We start from the raw sequence: 13,996 nt of genomic DNA on the forward strand, positions 1-13,996 counted from the left end.
CTTGGTAATCACACTACTACAGACAAAATTGTTAACACCAAGCGACTTTGTCGTATCTACTACAGACAAAATGATTGTGAAAAATCTGGAAAGTGTTACATTGAAAACTGATATTTTAGGAAAAATAGTCGCTAACAACTATTTTTCTGGAAAAGGCTCACAAGCCTTACCTTATAAAAAAACCTTGTGGTTAACATCGCAAGGTTTTTTTATTTAGAAGTTAGGTGTTTTGCTCGAGACCCGCAGCCCGTCGCCCACTAACCTTCGTATTTTAAGCTAAATGCTCTCGGGCTAAATATTCTAACGATTGCATTTCTTGCAGGCGACTAATACAGCGTTTAAATTCAAAGTTTAAATTGCCTTGTGTATAGAGCTCGGTAATGGGTTTTTCCGCAGAGATAATTAAGGTAACGTTACGCTCATAAAACTCATCTACCAACGCAATAAAACGCCTTGCTGCATCATCATTATTTTGTCCAAGCTGTTTTACGTTTGATAAAATAACTGTGTTATATAATCGGCTTATTTCCATGTAATCCACTTGGCTACGTGCGGTTTCACACAGTTCGCTAAATTCAAACATAACGATGCAATCAGACACCTTGCGGGTTTTGATCATCCGCCCTTCTATTTCAATTGGGGTGTCTACTTTACCGGCCTCAGGGGAGAGCTTATCAAAGTATTCAAATAGGTTTTTATCAGCTTGCTCATCAAGCGGGCTGTGAAAAATTTCTGCTTGTTCCAGTGTACGTAACCGGTAATCAACACCGGAATCTACATTTACTATTTCAGTATGCTTATTCACTAAGGCAATAGCCGGTAAAAAACGAGCGCGTTGTAAGCCGTTGCGGTATAAATCATCAGGTATAATATTAGAGGTTGCAACCAACACAATACCACGAGCAAATAGCGCCTCCATTAAACCACCGAGCAGCATGGCATCGGTAATGTCTTGAACAAAAAACTCATCAAAACAAATTATGTCTGTTTCTGCTTTAAAAATATCGGCAACTGTTTCTAATGGGTTTGCTGTGTTGTTTAACTTTTTAAGCTCGTCGTGTACTCGGTGCATAAAACGGTGAAAATGCACTCGCATTTTTCTATCGCCCGGTAAAGCTTCGTAAAAAGTATCAACAAGGTAAGTTTTACCACGGCCTACGCCACCCCAAAAGTATAAACCTTTAATGGGAGCTGGCTCTGCTTTATTAAAAAGCTTTGCAAAAAAGCCTTTAGATTGTGGTTTTGCTTGTGTTAAATCGTCGTATAAACGCTGTAAATGACGAACTGCATTTTCTTGTGCTGCGTCATGTACAAAGTCATCGCGTTGAAGGTCTTGCTGGTATGTTTGCCAAGGAGTCATATCTATTTACAGTTAAAACACAGTTTAATTTGTAAAGCATATTAACACGCATCAATACTCAGGGTATATTAGACTTAGTATGAATTATTATTGAACTAAATTTTTTTAGTTATTTTCGCATAGAGGTGAATTTATGGGTACATTTACATGGGTAGGATTAGTGGTAGTAGTTGCTATTGCTGCATTTTTCGTTGGTGCCTTTGTCACTAAAAAACAGTTTAAACATGATGAATTAGAGCAACAAGCAGAGCAAGCTAAGCATTCGCTTGAGCAGTATCGCCAAGATGTTGCCGACCATTTAGCGAATACTGGTAAGTTAGTAAACAAAATGAAAGAAAACTACGATCAGTTATTAAGTCATGTTGAAGAAACTAATCAACTGTTACTTGAAGACAGAAATAAAGCCCCTGCTGAACCGTTTTTCTCTAAAGAAACCACCGAACAGTTACAAGCGTCATTAAAAGAACGTAGTTCAGATCGCTCAAACGCCGATGCCCAACCAGCTGATTATGTGTCGGGTAAATCAGGATTATTTGCTGGTGATGTGAATACTTCTAAAGCATCTTGATGAACTTTTTTTTGACCCCATAGTCTTTAGATATAACAGCTTTGTTGTTTTATCTTACTGATATACTTTTTTGAGGCTGCTTATTGCAGCCTTTTGCTTTTTAAGTGGAGTAAACCCTGACTATGAAAATGAAATTATCACTTATCAGTGCTGCTATTTTATCTACCAGCTTATTACTAAGTCCAACCGCCTCGTTTGCTAAATTGCCGGTTGCCGTTAATGGTCAACAATTACCAACACTTGCCCCTATGCTTGAGCAAATTACCCCAGGTGTAGTGAGTATTCAGGTTTCAGGCTCTAAAGAGGTTCGCCGACGCGGTGACCCGCTCGATTTCTTTTTTGGCAACCCGCAGCCACGTAGCCAAAAGCGCCAGTTTAGTGGTTTAGGCTCAGGAGTTATTATTGATGCTGACAAAGGTTATGTCGTTACTAACAACCATGTAGTGCAAGACGCTGAAAAAATGGTAGTCACCCTTGAAGATGGCCGCGAATATGAAGCAACAAAAATTGGTAGCGATAAAGAGTCTGATATTGCGCTACTACAAATAGACGCAGATGAATTAACCGCAGTAAAGCTAGCTAACTCAGATGACTTACGTGTCGGTGATTTTGCCGTCGCAATTGGTAACCCTTTTGGTTTAAGCCACACGGTTACCTCAGGTATTGTTAGCGCATTAGGCCGCAGTGGCTTAAATATTGAGGGTTACGAAGATTTCATTCAAACCGATGCCGCGATAAACCAAGGTAACTCAGGTGGGGCTTTAGTTAATTTAAACGGTGAGCTGATTGGTATTAATACCGCTATTTTAGGTGCATCAGGTGGAAATGTGGGGATTGGCTTTGCTATTCCGTCAAATATGATGAAAAACCTAGTTGATCAAATTGTAGAGCATGGTGAAGTACGCCGTGGTTCGTTAGGTATTTCAGGCCGCCCTCTTGATGCAGGTCTTGCTAAAGCACAGCAGCTTGATGTTAAACAAGGGGCTTATGTTATGCAGGTAATGGATGACACCGCAGCCAGCAAAGCGGGAATTAAAGCAGGCGATGTAATTATTAGCATTAACGGCAGTGAAATTAGCGGATTCCATGAGCTACGCAGTAAAATTGCCACCTTAGGTGAGGGTCGTGAAGTACAGTTGGGGATTTACCGTGACGGTAAAGTTAAAAATGTGGAAGTAACCCTAGATGGTGCATCAGGCATTACCGCTGCGGGCGAAGAGTTACACCCAGCATTCCAAGGTGCAACGCTTGAAAACGTGAAGAAGAACAAAATGAAAGGGATTGAGGTGACCTCTGTCGACCCTCGTTCGCCATCAGCACGAGTAGGCCTTGAAGAAGGCGATGTTATTGTGCAAGTAAACCGTCAACGAGTAGAAAGCATTCGCGACATGAACAAAATTATCGAAGATATTCAAGGTAATATTGTGTTAGGTGTGAAACGCGGACGTGAATCTATTTTTGTATTAATTCAGTAATAATACAATAAAAGTAACAGCGGCACTTGCCGCTGTTATTTTTTTTGTGCCATCATAAAGGGATTGCTCACTAACAATAAGAATACCGTGCTAAAACTTCTAAAATTTGTACTTCCTCCTCTATTTGCCGGTTTAGGCATTGCTTTTTTAGTGGTTTTTTTTAGCCCTAACATGCGCACTGCATTGCTACCTAACGTGCCGCTACCCAGTGCAATGACTGCAAGTCATTTGAGCTTTTCTGACGCAGTTAAGCGCGCAGCGCCATCGGTTGTCACCATTTTTTCAGAAAGCATTTCTAAAGAGCCACGCTATAAACGCCAAAATACGGTGCAAGAGCTTGGTTCTGGGGTGATCATGTCACCTGACGGTTATATTTTGACTAATTACCATGTGATCAATAATGCCGATCAAATACTGGTTATTCTTACTGACGGCAGACGTTTTTTTGATGTGCAACTCATTGGCTTTGATACTATTACCGACTTAGCATTATTAAAAATAAATGCCAATCACCTGCCTGTTATACCCGTTAACGATAACTACAGTTCGAGTGTAGGCGATTTAGTATTAGCCATCGGAAACCCACTTAACTTAGGGCAAACCATTACTCAGGGGATCATTAGCGCCACCGGTAAGCAAAAAATTACCGACAGTCCTTACAATAACTTATTGCAAATGGACGCTGCTATTAACGTAGGTAACTCTGGTGGTGCACTGGTAAATTCTAATGGCGATTTAGTAGGGATCACCTCTGCCCAGTTTAAAACCCGTGAAAACTTAAATATACAAGGGATCTTTTTTGCGGTGCCTTACACCTTGGCAAAAGAGGTAATGGGCAAACTTATTCGCCATGGTCGTGTTGTGCGCGGCTATTTGGGCTTTGAAGGCACAGCGGTAGACAGTACAGGTAAAGAGGTCAATGATAGCTTAACGCCCGTTGCAGGCATGCGTATTACCAACCTAGACCCTTTAGGCCCTGCATGGCAGGCGGGTATAGAAGAGCAAGATATTGTGATTAAAATTGCTGGGCTTTCAGTGGCTAATCCACAAAATGTATTGAAAAAAATAGGCAGTACCGAACCGGGGAAAGAAATTGAGTTTGAGCTATACCGTAACGGTAAAATACAAAAAATAATGGTGAAAGTAGCAGAGCTTGAAACCAAGCTATAAAGCGCTTATTTATACTTTGGCATTAGACATAAAAAACGCGATAGATTATCGCGTTTTTATGGATTAGAATAATAATCGTATTAGTATAACTAATTGCTTTTGCGTTTGATGTTAGCACCTAGCGCACTGAGTTTATCTTCAATACGCTGATAACCTCTATCTACATGATAAATACGATCAACAACCGTTTCGCCTTGGGCTACAATCCCCGTTAGAATAAGACTCGCTGATGCACGAAGGTCAGTTGCCATTACTTGCGCACCCGATAAGCTTTTTGTTTCACCACAAAAGGCCGTATTGCCTTCTAAGCGAATATTAGCGCCCATACGTTGTAGCTCAGGCACATGCATAAAACGATTTTCAAAAATAGTTTCGGTAATCGTCGCACTACCATTAGCCACCACATTTAATGCGGTAAACTGCGCTTGCATATCGGTTGGAAAACCTGGATGAGGCATAGTTTTAATATTCACCGCTTTTAGCTCTCGGCCTCGCATGTCTAAATAAATACTGTCATCGTGCACTTCTAATAACGCATTGGTTGCACGTAGTTTTTCTATTACTGGCTCAAGTGAATGAAAGTCGGTCATTTTACATAGTACTTCGCCGCCAGCCATCGCTGCAGCCACTAAAAAGGTACCTGTTTCAATACGATCCGGTAATATGCGGTGCTCACAACCTGATAAACGCTCAACCCCTTCAATCTCAATACGGCTTGAGCCCGCACCACTGATTTTAGCCCCCATAGCAATTAAGCAATTGGCTAAATCGATAATTTCGGGCTCGCGCGCTGCATTTTCTAGTACTGTTTTACCCTCGGCGAGCGTTGCCGCCATCAGTAAGTTTTCAGTAGCACCTACGCTGATCATTTCCATGAAAACTTCAGCGCCTTTTAAGCGACCATCTACTTTGGCATTAATATAACCGTTTTCAACGGTTATTTGAGCGCCCATACGCTCTAAGCCTTGAATATGAATATCAACCGGGCGCGCACCAATAGCACAGCCACCAGGTAAGGATACTTGTGCCTCACCAAATCGAGCGACTAAAGGACCAAGTGCAAGCACTGACGCACGCATTTGCTTTACTAAGTCATAAGGCGCTAACGTGCTATTTACCGTTGCACCATCAATAATGAGTGAATCGCCCTGCCACTGAACATCAGCGCCTAACGTTTTCAGTAAGGCTTCGGTCGTGATGATATCGCGAAGATGTGGTACGTTAGTGAAAGTACTTTTGCCATCAGCTAATAAAGCTGCAAATAGAATCGGAAGAGCTGCGTTTTTAGCGCCAGAAATAGTTACTTCACCAGCGAGTGAAGTGCCACCTTGAATTACAAATTGATCCATCTAAGGGGCCTTATTTATTGCGGTAAAATGAATTTTTGCTCACGTTTCCACTCTGTCGGAGTAAAAGCGCGGATAGAAACAGCATGAATGGTACCGTCTGAAATAGTGTTCATTAATGGGCCATACACTAGCTGTTGCTTTTTAACACGACTTAATCCGTCAAAGCATTCACCGACAGCGATTACTTCATAATGACTGCCATTGGCTTTTACATGTACTTCAGCTAACTGAAGTTCGTCGCGTAATAATGTTTCGACTTGACTCGTTTCCATAACTCTCACTCAAATAGGGTTGTAACCTGGCCTAACTGCATAAGGTTTTGCAGTTGTTCAGGTGGGTTTTGCAATTCAAGGCGAATGCCTTGTTGCTTAAATTCTGTAAAAGAGTGAATTAACCAAGCTAAGCCGGCTGTGTCAACCCTTGTCACCTCACTTAGGTCAAAATAAAGGGTTTTATGCTCAGTTTGTCGCTTAGTGTTCAGAAGCCGTTCATTGCCAATTGAATTATGAGTCAATTCACCACTGACTCGTAGATGCTGTTCATCGACTTGGCTGATTGCCAATTTAGTCATTTGTGTCGCTGCCTCTAAACTGAACCGGTAACTTACTTTTTTGCTCTAACAGGTCGCTAACGTGGTCAATACCTTGTTGGCGTAAAATGCCCTGAAGCTCACTTTGTTTTGCATCAAGTAAGCTAATGCCTTCAGCAATCATATCGTAAGCGCGCCATTCGCCACTTCTATCTTCACGTACTTTAAAATCAATTTTAATATCAGGCTTACCGGCTTCTACAATTTTGGTTTTTATCATCACCACATCTTTGCCTTTAAAAGGCTGCTCGGCAGCAAATTCAACTTGTTGATTAGTATACTGGGTAAAAACGCCAGCATAAGTGGCAACAAGGTACTCTCTAAACGCGCCAATAAAACGCTGAATATCTTCAATTGCTTTTGCTTTTTCTGCTTTGTCGGTAATGGCGCGTACCTTAGACACTTCGCTACCTAACACTCTTAGTGCTGCATATTTGTAGTCAATGTAAGGCATCAGCTCTTCTTCAACGATGACCCTTAAATGTTCTTTGTTGGTAGATATTAATGGCTGGTCTTTGGTAATACGCTCAAAAGTATTATCAGCAACCTGACGCACCATTTTATTCGGATCAACCAATTTAACTTCATCGGCATGCACGCTTTGTACTAGCATTAAACTTACCAATGCGACATTTGCTAAAAATGTTTTCAACATAATAATTACTCACTACCTTGGTTGAATAAAAACTGGCCAATTAATTCTTCAAGTACCAATGCCGACTTAGTATCAGTGATTGAATCGCCACTTGCTAATGCTTTGCTTTGCACCCCAAATAAATCGTCAATAGCTTGGTCTTGCGCACTGTTTGCAACATCTTCGCCTAAACAACGTTGTTTAGCTGAATCTGAGGCGATCACAGGGTTAATACCTAAATATTGCTCGCCTAAAATACCCGAGGTTAAAATTGAGATAGAACTGGTGTCTGAAAAACGACATAAATACTGCGCATCAATACTCATGTTCACCACAGGTAAAAACTCTTGCGGGTGCACATAAATTGACTCGACACGACCAATAACAACTCCCCCTACTTTAATAGGCGCGCGAGTTTTTAATGAGCCTATATTTTCAAACTTGGCGTTTAATGTGTAGGTTTCACCTGAGCCGCTAATACCTGAATTAGCCACTTTAAGCGCTAGCATTGAAAACGCCAAAATACCTAGTGCGACAAAAAAACCAACTAAAATTTCTAATTTCCGTGAATTCATTATTTAATACCCTATTAGCTAGTAAACATTACCGCTGTCAAAATAAAGTCAAAACCTAATACCGCCAGTGATGAGTGCACCACTGTTTCTGTTGTTGCCTTACTGATCCCTTCTGATGTAGGAATACAGTCATACCCTTTATAAAGCGCAATCCAAGTGACAACAATCGCAAATACGATACTTTTAATTAAACCGTTTAGTATATCTTTTTCAAACGACACCTGAGCTTGCATTATTGACCAAAAGCTTCCAGTATCAACGCCTAGCCAATCAACACCCACCAAGTGAGCACCAATAATAGCGACCGCTGAAAAAATTAACGCCAGTAACGGCATACTAATTAAGCCAGCCCAAAATCGCGGCGCAATAATACGCCTAAGCGGGTCGATAGCCATCATCTCTAGCGACGATAACTGCTCGGTGGCTTTCATTAAACCGATTTCAGCCGTCAACGCACTGCCTGCCCTACCTGCAAATAATAATGCAGTAACCACAGGCCCCAGCTCACGTAACAAGCTAAGCGCCACTAGAGGTCCAAGGCTGTCTTCTGCACCATAATCAACTAAAACGGTATAACCTTGCAGAGCTAAAACCATGCCGATAAATAAGCCCGACACCACAATAATCAACAGCGATTGTGAACCAACCATGTAGAGTTGGCGCACCAGTAGAGGCGTACCTTTTTTAAAATTGGGTAAATGCCATAGTGCACTTGCTAGCATTTGCGTTGAACGCCCAAGTGCAGCAAAACGACCCAGTGTTTTATGGCCTATTTTTTGTAGTAAATCCAACATTACTGCGGCTCTCCTAACAGTTCATCTGCATAGGTTTGTGCTGGATAATGAAATGGTACAGGCCCATCTGATAACCCTTTTAAAAATTGTTGCACCAGTGGTGATTCATGCTGACGCATTTCATCTGGCGTGCCGCTTCCAATCACACCTTGCTCGGCAATAATAATAACATGGTCGGCAATGCTCATTACTTCATTCACATCATGTGTAACAATCAAAGAAGATAAACCAAGCACTTCATTTAATGACTTAATCAGCTTAACCAACACTCCCATTGAAATGGGATCTTGTCCTGCAAAAGGCTCATCATACATAATAAGTTCAGGATCAAGCGCTATAGAGCGAGCCAAAGCTGCACGACGTGCCATACCACCAGATAACTCTGAAGGCATTAAATCTTTAGCACCACGTAAGCCAACGGCTTGAAGTTTCATTAAAACCACTAGACGGATTAAGTCTTCACTGAGTTGTGTGTGCTCGCGGATAGGAAATGCGATATTGTCAAACACCGACATATCGGTAAATAAAGCACCGCTTTGAAATAACATGCTCATGCGTTTACGTGCCGCGTAGAGTTCTTTACGCGACATGGCGACTATGCTGTCTTTTTTAAATAAAATATCACCGGAGTCAGGTTTGAGCTGGCCACCAATTAAGCGCAGCATCGTGGTTTTGCCAATTCCGCTTGGCCCCATAATGGCAGTAATTTTACCCTCTGGGACATCAAAGCTCATATTTTTATATATGACCCTATCGCCTCTAGAAAAGGTAACATCCTTTACTTCTACTATTGATTGCGACAAGTCGCTCTCCATAACAATATTCTCTCATATTTCTATTTTAAGGGTTTTTTGGTCAAGATGGAAAAAACAATTCGTAAGATTTTGTAATAGCGCCGCCAAAACAGTTATAAGACTGCGATAAATTGACTTAACCGACGCTTAAACAACCAAATCAACTTAGTAAAAAATTATTTTAATAACCGTCTAATGTATTACAGCTTACTCTTTTACTTATACTTTTATGGTGGCTTTTGTTACTATTCGCGCTATCTGAATTTACACTAGCTGGCTTATCACAATGGTTACCTCGTTTGTCATTTTAATTCTCGGTTTTGCAGCTCTCGTATGGAGTGCAGACAGGTTTGTTTATGGTGCAGCTGCACTGGCTAAAAACTTTGGCGTACCAACATTAATAGTAGGTTTAACCGTGGTAGCTATGGGCTCATCGGCGCCTGAAATGATGGTATCCGCTTCAGCTGCTTTGGCTAATAAAACCGATACGGCGGTTGGTAATGCGGTAGGTTCAAATATAACTAACATACTATTAGTATTAGGTATTACAGCGCTTTTAAGACCACTTTCAGTTTCTTCAAGTACACTAAGGCGTGAAATTCCATTGGTATTACTGGTGTCTATCGCCACTTGGTATATTTTTTCAGATAACTACTTTTCGTTTTTTGAAGGCGCAGCCTTACTGTTTGGTTTTGTTGTTTTTATTGGTGGGCTTATTTTTGTATCACTGCGAGCAAAAAACCAAGACGACCCCTTTGTTAGCGAAGCCTGTGATGAAGTACCTGACAACGTACCAACCAAAAAAGCCGTTTTTTGGTTGGTAGTGGGTATGATTTTACTGCCGGTTAGCTCACACTTTTTAGTTGGCTCAGCCGTCGATATTGCTAAATACTTTGGCTTAAGTGACTTAGTAATTGGTTTAACCATAATAGCCATAGGTACCAGCTTACCTGAACTTGCAGCTTCAATTGCGGGTGTTCTTAAAAATGAAGATGACCTAGCACTGGGTAACATTGTTGGCTCAAATATCTTTAATATTTTAGCGGTATTACCGCTGGCAGGATTAATTAACCCATCGGTTATTGACGCATCAGTAGCTAACCGTGATGTTATCATTATGATAGGTGCAACCTTGGCACTTATTGCTATGTCATTGAACTTTAGAGGTCAAAGACGTATCAATAGACTAGAAGGTGGCTTGCTCATCGTCGCATTTATGATTTACCAAGGTTATATTTTTAGTCAAGTAGGGTGATCCATGGCAACGCTAAATTTTATTCAACAAGGCTTACGCGTCCTTGATATAGAACGCCAAGCACTCAACGATATCGCACAATACGTTAATGAAAGCTTTAACCAAGCGTGTCAATTAATGTATGACTGCTCAGGCCGTATTATTGTTATTGGCATGGGTAAATCGGGCCATATCGGTAATAAAATAGCAGCCACTTTAGCGAGTACTGGTAGCCCCGCATTTTTTGTTCACCCTGGTGAAGCGAGTCATGGTGATTTAGGTATGATCACTGCCAGTGATGTAGTTATGCTTATTTCTAACTCTGGCGAAACCAGTGAAGTGCTTAATATTATTCCGGTATTAAAACGCATTGGCGCTAAAATGATTGCTATGACAGGTAACGAAACGTCAACTATGGCAACATTGGCAAATGTGCATGTGTGTATTAAAGTTGAACAAGAAGCCTGCTCATTAGGCCTAGCGCCAACGGCAAGTACCACGGCAACACTCGCTATGGGTGATGCAATGGCAGTCGCATTATTGGAAGCCCGTGGCTTTACCGCAGATGATTTTGCTCTGTCGCATCCAGGTGGCAGTTTAGGCAAACGCTTACTGTTAACCTTAAAAGATGTAATGCACAGCGGTATTCACACGCCTATTATTAATGAAACGCAAACCATTAAAGACGCCCTAATTGAAATGTCAGCCAAAGGACTCGGCATGACCGCTATTATAGATGGTAACCAACAATTATCTGGTTTGTTTACCGATGGTGATTTACGCCGTATTTTAGAGCAACGTGTTGATATACACAGCACAGAAATTAATGTTGTGATGACTAAATCATGCACAACAGCCACACAAGACATGCTCGCGGCTGAAGCACTGAACATTATGGAACAAAAACGTATTAATGGTTTAATTGTGATTAATGAGCATAATCAGCCCATTGGCGCACTAAATATGCAAGACTTACTAAAAGCGGGAGTGCTATAAATGCAGTTTGAAGATCTTTACCAACCGTTAAGTGATGATGCAAAAGCGCGCGCCAAAAAAATAAAATTATTAATTTGCGACATTGATGGTGTGTTTTCTGATGGGCGTATTTATCTTGGTAACCAAGGTGAAGAGCTCAAAGCATTTAATACCAAAGACGGATTTGGCATTAAAGCCCTTATTAATAGTGGTTTTGAAGTTGCCGTGATCACAGGTCGTCACTCACAAATAGTTCAACAACGTATGAGTAGTTTAACCGTACAACATATATACCAAGGCCAAGAAGACAAACTCATCGCCTATCAAGAATTAAAACAAAAATTAGCGCTTAGCGATGAGCAAATTGCCTACATAGGCGACGATGGCCCTGATATGCCAGTAATGGAAAAAGTCGGGTTTGCAGTAGCCGTGAACGACGCCCACCCGCTGATTAAACGTTTATCGCATTATGTTACTCAGCTGCCTGGCGGCTTTGGCGCAGTAAGAGAGTTAACAGACTTACTAATGCTTGAAAACAATAAGCCACTTACCAGCCAAGGAACCAGTTCATGAATGTGGCGCGCATTATACTGAGCGTTTTATTCATAAGCTGTATGGTTTGGCTTTGGTATCCTTACTTTACTCAGGTAGATATTGTTGCGGATGAACAAACTCAAGTTATTGCTAGACCCGATTATACCGCGATTGAGCTAAAACAAACCGCTTACAATGATCAAGGTAAAGTAAGCCATAAAGTGACTGCGGTAAAAATGGAGTTATATCAACAACTCGGTTTTACCTTTTTTGAAAAACCTATATTTACGTTATATAACGAACAGCAAACATGGCGTATTAACGCTGATGAAGCCACCCTCTACGACGATCGGCAACTGGTGTTAGAGGGTAATGTGAAAGCGCTAAATTTAGTCGATAACGCAATGATCGATACGATCACAGCCGATAGCATCAATGTAGATATAAAACTATTAACCATGCAATCACAGCAGCCTGTCGTTATTACAGGACCTAATTTAAAAATCACAGGTAAAGGCCTTGAGGCCGATTTAAAAACCGAGGTGATTAAACTTATTAACCATACGCGAACCCTATATTATGACCAATAACCTATTTAAAATTTTAATTGTTCCCTCACTATTAATTGCTTTTAACAGTAATGGCGCAGAACCTGCTGAAGCCCCCGCTGCTAATCAAATTTCAATTAGTGCAGATAAGCAAGAAGGTCAATTAAAAGAAAACGTAGGCATTTTTGAGAAAAATGTTGAAATTATTCATGGTAATCGCCGTATCACAGCTGACCGTTTAGAAGTGCATAAACGCGATGACCTAGGCGATAACAAACAGTTATTAATTGCCACAGGCAGCCCTGCATATTTTGAAGAAACACAAGCTGATGGCACCATAATGAGCGCCAGTGCTAATGAAGTGCGTTACGATGTATCGCTGCGTTTTTTAACCTTAATCGGCGATGCAAGCATTGCTCAAGCAGGTCAAAAAATAACAGCTAAAAGTATCACTTACGATATCGAGCAGCAGTTAATTAGCGCAGAAAAAGACGAAAACTCAACAGACCGTGTACACACTATTTTAGTGCCTGTTGAAAATAAAAAAGAAGATGATAAAGGCCAACCATGAGCACATTAAAAGCAGAGCTATTAGCTAAAAGCTACAAAGGTCGTGAAGTTGTAAAAAACGTTGGCCTAGAGGTTGAAGCTGGCAGTATTGTGGGGTTACTTGGCCCTAATGGTGCAGGTAAAACCACCACTTTTTATATGATTGTAGGCCTTGTCCCTAGTGATAAAGGCAAAATATCAATTGATGATAAAGATATTACTTTATTACCGATGCACAGCCGAGCGCGTTTAGGGATTGGTTATCTACCGCAAGAGTCGTCTATTTTTAGAAAGCTGACTGTTTATCAAAACTTAATGGCTATCTTAGAAACACGTAAAGAATTAAACAAACAACAACGCGAAGATACCTTAAATAATTTACTTGATGAATTTAGCATTCAGCATATTCGTGACAGCCAAGGTATGGCCTTATCAGGTGGTGAACGTCGCCGCGTTGAAATTGCGCGAGCATTAGCAGCAAACCCTAAATTTATCCTTTTAGACGAACCCTTTGCGGGGGTTGATCCTATCTCAGTATTAGATATTAAAAAGATTATAGAGCATCTTAAAAACCGTGGCATTGGCGTACTTATTACAGACCATAACGTGCGCGAAACACTTGATGTTTGTGAAAAAGCCTACATAGTTTCTCATGGGGAGTTAATTGCATCAGGCACTCCTGAATACGTATTAAACGATAAAACAGTACGCGATGTTTATTTGGGCGAGCAGTTCAAGCTCTAATATGTGTGTTATTCCACTAAGCATCTGCTAAGATTAATCATACTTAGGTCTGTTGACCTTTCAAGGTTGGATTTGCAGCAGTTTGTTTGGTATTTAGGCAAGGC

General features: G+C 41.0%; 18 protein-coding genes. 10 read left to right on the forward strand and 8 right to left on the reverse strand.

The annotated features are described in order from the left end of the window. A partial coding sequence (locus tag CWC14_RS19400; RefSeq protein ID WP_212746548.1) for a hypothetical protein occupies positions 1-217 on the forward strand: 217 nt, incomplete at its 5' end. Positions 218-271: 54 nt separating this feature from the next. Here the strand turns inward: CWC14_RS19400 and zapE are convergent. Beyond that, entirely contained in the window at positions 272-1,360 is a 1,089-nt protein-coding gene (zapE, locus tag CWC14_RS07260; RefSeq protein WP_008465128.1) for a cell division protein ZapE, read from the reverse strand. A gap of 133 nt (positions 1,361-1,493) precedes the next feature. Between zapE and CWC14_RS07265 the strand changes: the two genes are divergently transcribed. The 3 genes from CWC14_RS07265 to CWC14_RS07275 all read left to right on the forward strand — a co-directional run bounded on the left by CWC14_RS07265 (position 1,494) and on the right by CWC14_RS07275 (position 4,573). Then, positions 1,494-1,928 (forward strand): Z-ring associated ZapG family protein, encoded by a 435-nt coding sequence (locus CWC14_RS07265; RefSeq protein WP_008465126.1) that lies wholly within the window; start codon positions 1,494-1,496, stop codon positions 1,926-1,928. A gap of 122 nt (positions 1,929-2,050) precedes the next feature. Beyond that, on the forward strand, positions 2,051-3,403 hold the full coding sequence (locus CWC14_RS07270; RefSeq protein WP_008465125.1) for a Do family serine endopeptidase: 1,353 nt from the start codon (positions 2,051-2,053) through the stop codon (positions 3,401-3,403). Positions 3,404-3,490: 87 nt separating this feature from the next. Continuing rightward, positions 3,491-4,573: a trypsin-like peptidase domain-containing protein gene (locus CWC14_RS07275; protein ID WP_008465124.1), complete on the forward strand. Its 1,083-nt coding sequence runs from the start codon at positions 3,491-3,493 to the stop codon at positions 4,571-4,573. Positions 4,574-4,662: 89 nt separating this feature from the next. Here CWC14_RS07275 and murA read toward each other — a convergent pair whose 3' ends face one another. Genes murA through CWC14_RS07310 form a run of 7 tightly spaced genes read right to left on the reverse strand, consistent with a single transcriptional unit; the run spans position 4,663 to position 9,329 of the window. Next, entirely contained in the window at positions 4,663-5,922 is a 1,260-nt protein-coding gene (gene murA, locus CWC14_RS07280) for a UDP-N-acetylglucosamine 1-carboxyvinyltransferase (RefSeq protein WP_008465122.1), read from the reverse strand. A 14-nt stretch (positions 5,923-5,936) separates the two neighbouring features. After that, positions 5,937-6,194, reverse strand: a complete 258-nt coding sequence (locus tag CWC14_RS07285; RefSeq protein WP_007378312.1) for a BolA family protein — start codon at positions 6,192-6,194, stop codon at positions 5,937-5,939. A gap of 5 nt (positions 6,195-6,199) precedes the next feature. Further along, the gene (locus tag CWC14_RS07290; protein ID WP_008465119.1) at positions 6,200-6,493 is read right to left on the reverse strand and encodes an STAS domain-containing protein; all 294 of its coding nucleotides are present in this window, start codon (positions 6,491-6,493) and stop codon (positions 6,200-6,202) included. Then, on the reverse strand, positions 6,486-7,166 hold the full coding sequence (locus CWC14_RS07295) for an MlaC/ttg2D family ABC transporter substrate-binding protein (RefSeq protein ID WP_008465117.1): 681 nt from the start codon (positions 7,164-7,166) through the stop codon (positions 6,486-6,488). Before CWC14_RS07295 ends, CWC14_RS07290 begins: the two co-directional genes overlap by 8 nt. A 5-nt stretch (positions 7,167-7,171) precedes the next feature. Then, a complete protein-coding gene (gene mlaD, locus CWC14_RS07300; protein ID WP_008115537.1) occupies positions 7,172-7,720 on the reverse strand; it encodes an outer membrane lipid asymmetry maintenance protein MlaD in 549 nt (182 codons plus the stop codon). A 14-nt stretch (positions 7,721-7,734) separates the two neighbouring features. Further along, positions 7,735-8,514: a lipid asymmetry maintenance ABC transporter permease subunit MlaE gene (mlaE, locus tag CWC14_RS07305; protein ID WP_008115536.1), complete on the reverse strand. Its 780-nt coding sequence runs from the start codon at positions 8,512-8,514 to the stop codon at positions 7,735-7,737. Next, positions 8,514-9,329, reverse strand: coding sequence for an ATP-binding cassette domain-containing protein (locus tag CWC14_RS07310; RefSeq protein WP_076918908.1), 816 nt, complete (start codon positions 9,327-9,329; stop codon positions 8,514-8,516). The genes mlaE and CWC14_RS07310 overlap by 1 nt, the downstream gene beginning before the upstream one ends. A gap of 265 nt (positions 9,330-9,594) precedes the next feature. On the opposite strand from CWC14_RS07310, the gene CWC14_RS07315 reads away from it, so the two are divergent. Genes CWC14_RS07315 through lptB form a run of 6 tightly spaced genes read left to right on the forward strand, consistent with a single transcriptional unit; the run spans position 9,595 to position 13,892 of the window. Further along, the gene (locus CWC14_RS07315) at positions 9,595-10,563 is read left to right on the forward strand and encodes a calcium/sodium antiporter (RefSeq protein ID WP_036932956.1); all 969 of its coding nucleotides are present in this window, start codon (positions 9,595-9,597) and stop codon (positions 10,561-10,563) included. Between the two features lie 3 nt (positions 10,564-10,566). Further along, positions 10,567-11,538 carry a KpsF/GutQ family sugar-phosphate isomerase gene (locus CWC14_RS07320; RefSeq protein ID WP_008115530.1) on the forward strand — a complete coding sequence of 324 codons (972 nt, stop codon included), beginning with the start codon at positions 10,567-10,569 and terminating at the stop codon, positions 11,536-11,538. Further along, positions 11,539-12,090 (forward strand): 3-deoxy-manno-octulosonate-8-phosphatase KdsC, encoded by a 552-nt coding sequence (kdsC, locus tag CWC14_RS07325; RefSeq protein ID WP_008115528.1) that lies wholly within the window; start codon positions 11,539-11,541, stop codon positions 12,088-12,090. Beyond that, positions 12,087-12,641, forward strand: a complete 555-nt coding sequence (lptC, locus tag CWC14_RS07330; protein ID WP_138562125.1) for an LPS export ABC transporter periplasmic protein LptC — start codon at positions 12,087-12,089, stop codon at positions 12,639-12,641. The genes kdsC and lptC overlap by 4 nt, the downstream gene beginning before the upstream one ends. Next, positions 12,631-13,170, forward strand: coding sequence for a lipopolysaccharide transport periplasmic protein LptA (gene lptA, locus CWC14_RS07335; RefSeq protein ID WP_016900279.1), 540 nt, complete (start codon positions 12,631-12,633; stop codon positions 13,168-13,170). The genes lptC and lptA overlap by 11 nt, the downstream gene beginning before the upstream one ends. Beyond that, complete coding sequence (lptB, locus tag CWC14_RS07340; RefSeq protein WP_013463982.1) at positions 13,167-13,892, forward strand: LPS export ABC transporter ATP-binding protein; 726 nt, start codon at positions 13,167-13,169, stop codon at positions 13,890-13,892. Before lptA ends, lptB begins: the two co-directional genes overlap by 4 nt. Positions 13,893-13,996 lie beyond the last annotated feature (104 nt).

It is taken from the genome of Pseudoalteromonas sp. S3260 (genome assembly GCF_005886925.1).
Lineage (GTDB): Bacteria > Pseudomonadota > Gammaproteobacteria > Enterobacterales > Alteromonadaceae > Pseudoalteromonas > Pseudoalteromonas tetraodonis.

Coding starts and splice junctions, on each gene's coding strand:
- lptC (WP_138562125.1), top strand. CDS start 12,087: ATGAATGTGGCGCGCATTATACTGAGCGTTTTATTCATAAGCTGTATG.
- mlaE (WP_008115536.1), bottom strand. CDS start 8,514: ATGTTGGATTTACTACAAAAAATAGGCCATAAAACACTGGGTCGTTTT.
- lptB (WP_013463982.1), top strand. CDS start 13,167: ATGAGCACATTAAAAGCAGAGCTATTAGCTAAAAGCTACAAAGGTCGT.
- CWC14_RS07310 (WP_076918908.1), bottom strand. CDS start 9,329: ATGGAGAGCGACTTGTCGCAATCAATAGTAGAAGTAAAGGATGTTACC.
- CWC14_RS07265 (WP_008465126.1), top strand. CDS start 1,494: ATGGGTACATTTACATGGGTAGGATTAGTGGTAGTAGTTGCTATTGCT.
- CWC14_RS07290 (WP_008465119.1), bottom strand. CDS start 6,493: ATGACTAAATTGGCAATCAGCCAAGTCGATGAACAGCATCTACGAGTC.
- murA (WP_008465122.1), bottom strand. CDS start 5,922: ATGGATCAATTTGTAATTCAAGGTGGCACTTCACTCGCTGGTGAAGTA.
- zapE (WP_008465128.1), bottom strand. CDS start 1,360: ATGACTCCTTGGCAAACATACCAGCAAGACCTTCAACGCGATGACTTT.
- CWC14_RS07295 (WP_008465117.1), bottom strand. CDS start 7,166: ATGTTGAAAACATTTTTAGCAAATGTCGCATTGGTAAGTTTAATGCTA.
- CWC14_RS07315 (WP_036932956.1), top strand. CDS start 9,595: ATGGTTACCTCGTTTGTCATTTTAATTCTCGGTTTTGCAGCTCTCGTA.
- mlaD (WP_008115537.1), bottom strand. CDS start 7,720: ATGAATTCACGGAAATTAGAAATTTTAGTTGGTTTTTTTGTCGCACTA.
- lptA (WP_016900279.1), top strand. CDS start 12,631: ATGACCAATAACCTATTTAAAATTTTAATTGTTCCCTCACTATTAATT.
- kdsC (WP_008115528.1), top strand. CDS start 11,539: ATGCAGTTTGAAGATCTTTACCAACCGTTAAGTGATGATGCAAAAGCG.
- CWC14_RS07270 (WP_008465125.1), top strand. CDS start 2,051: ATGAAAATGAAATTATCACTTATCAGTGCTGCTATTTTATCTACCAGC.
- CWC14_RS07285 (WP_007378312.1), bottom strand. CDS start 6,194: ATGGAAACGAGTCAAGTCGAAACATTATTACGCGACGAACTTCAGTTA.
- CWC14_RS07320 (WP_008115530.1), top strand. CDS start 10,567: ATGGCAACGCTAAATTTTATTCAACAAGGCTTACGCGTCCTTGATATA.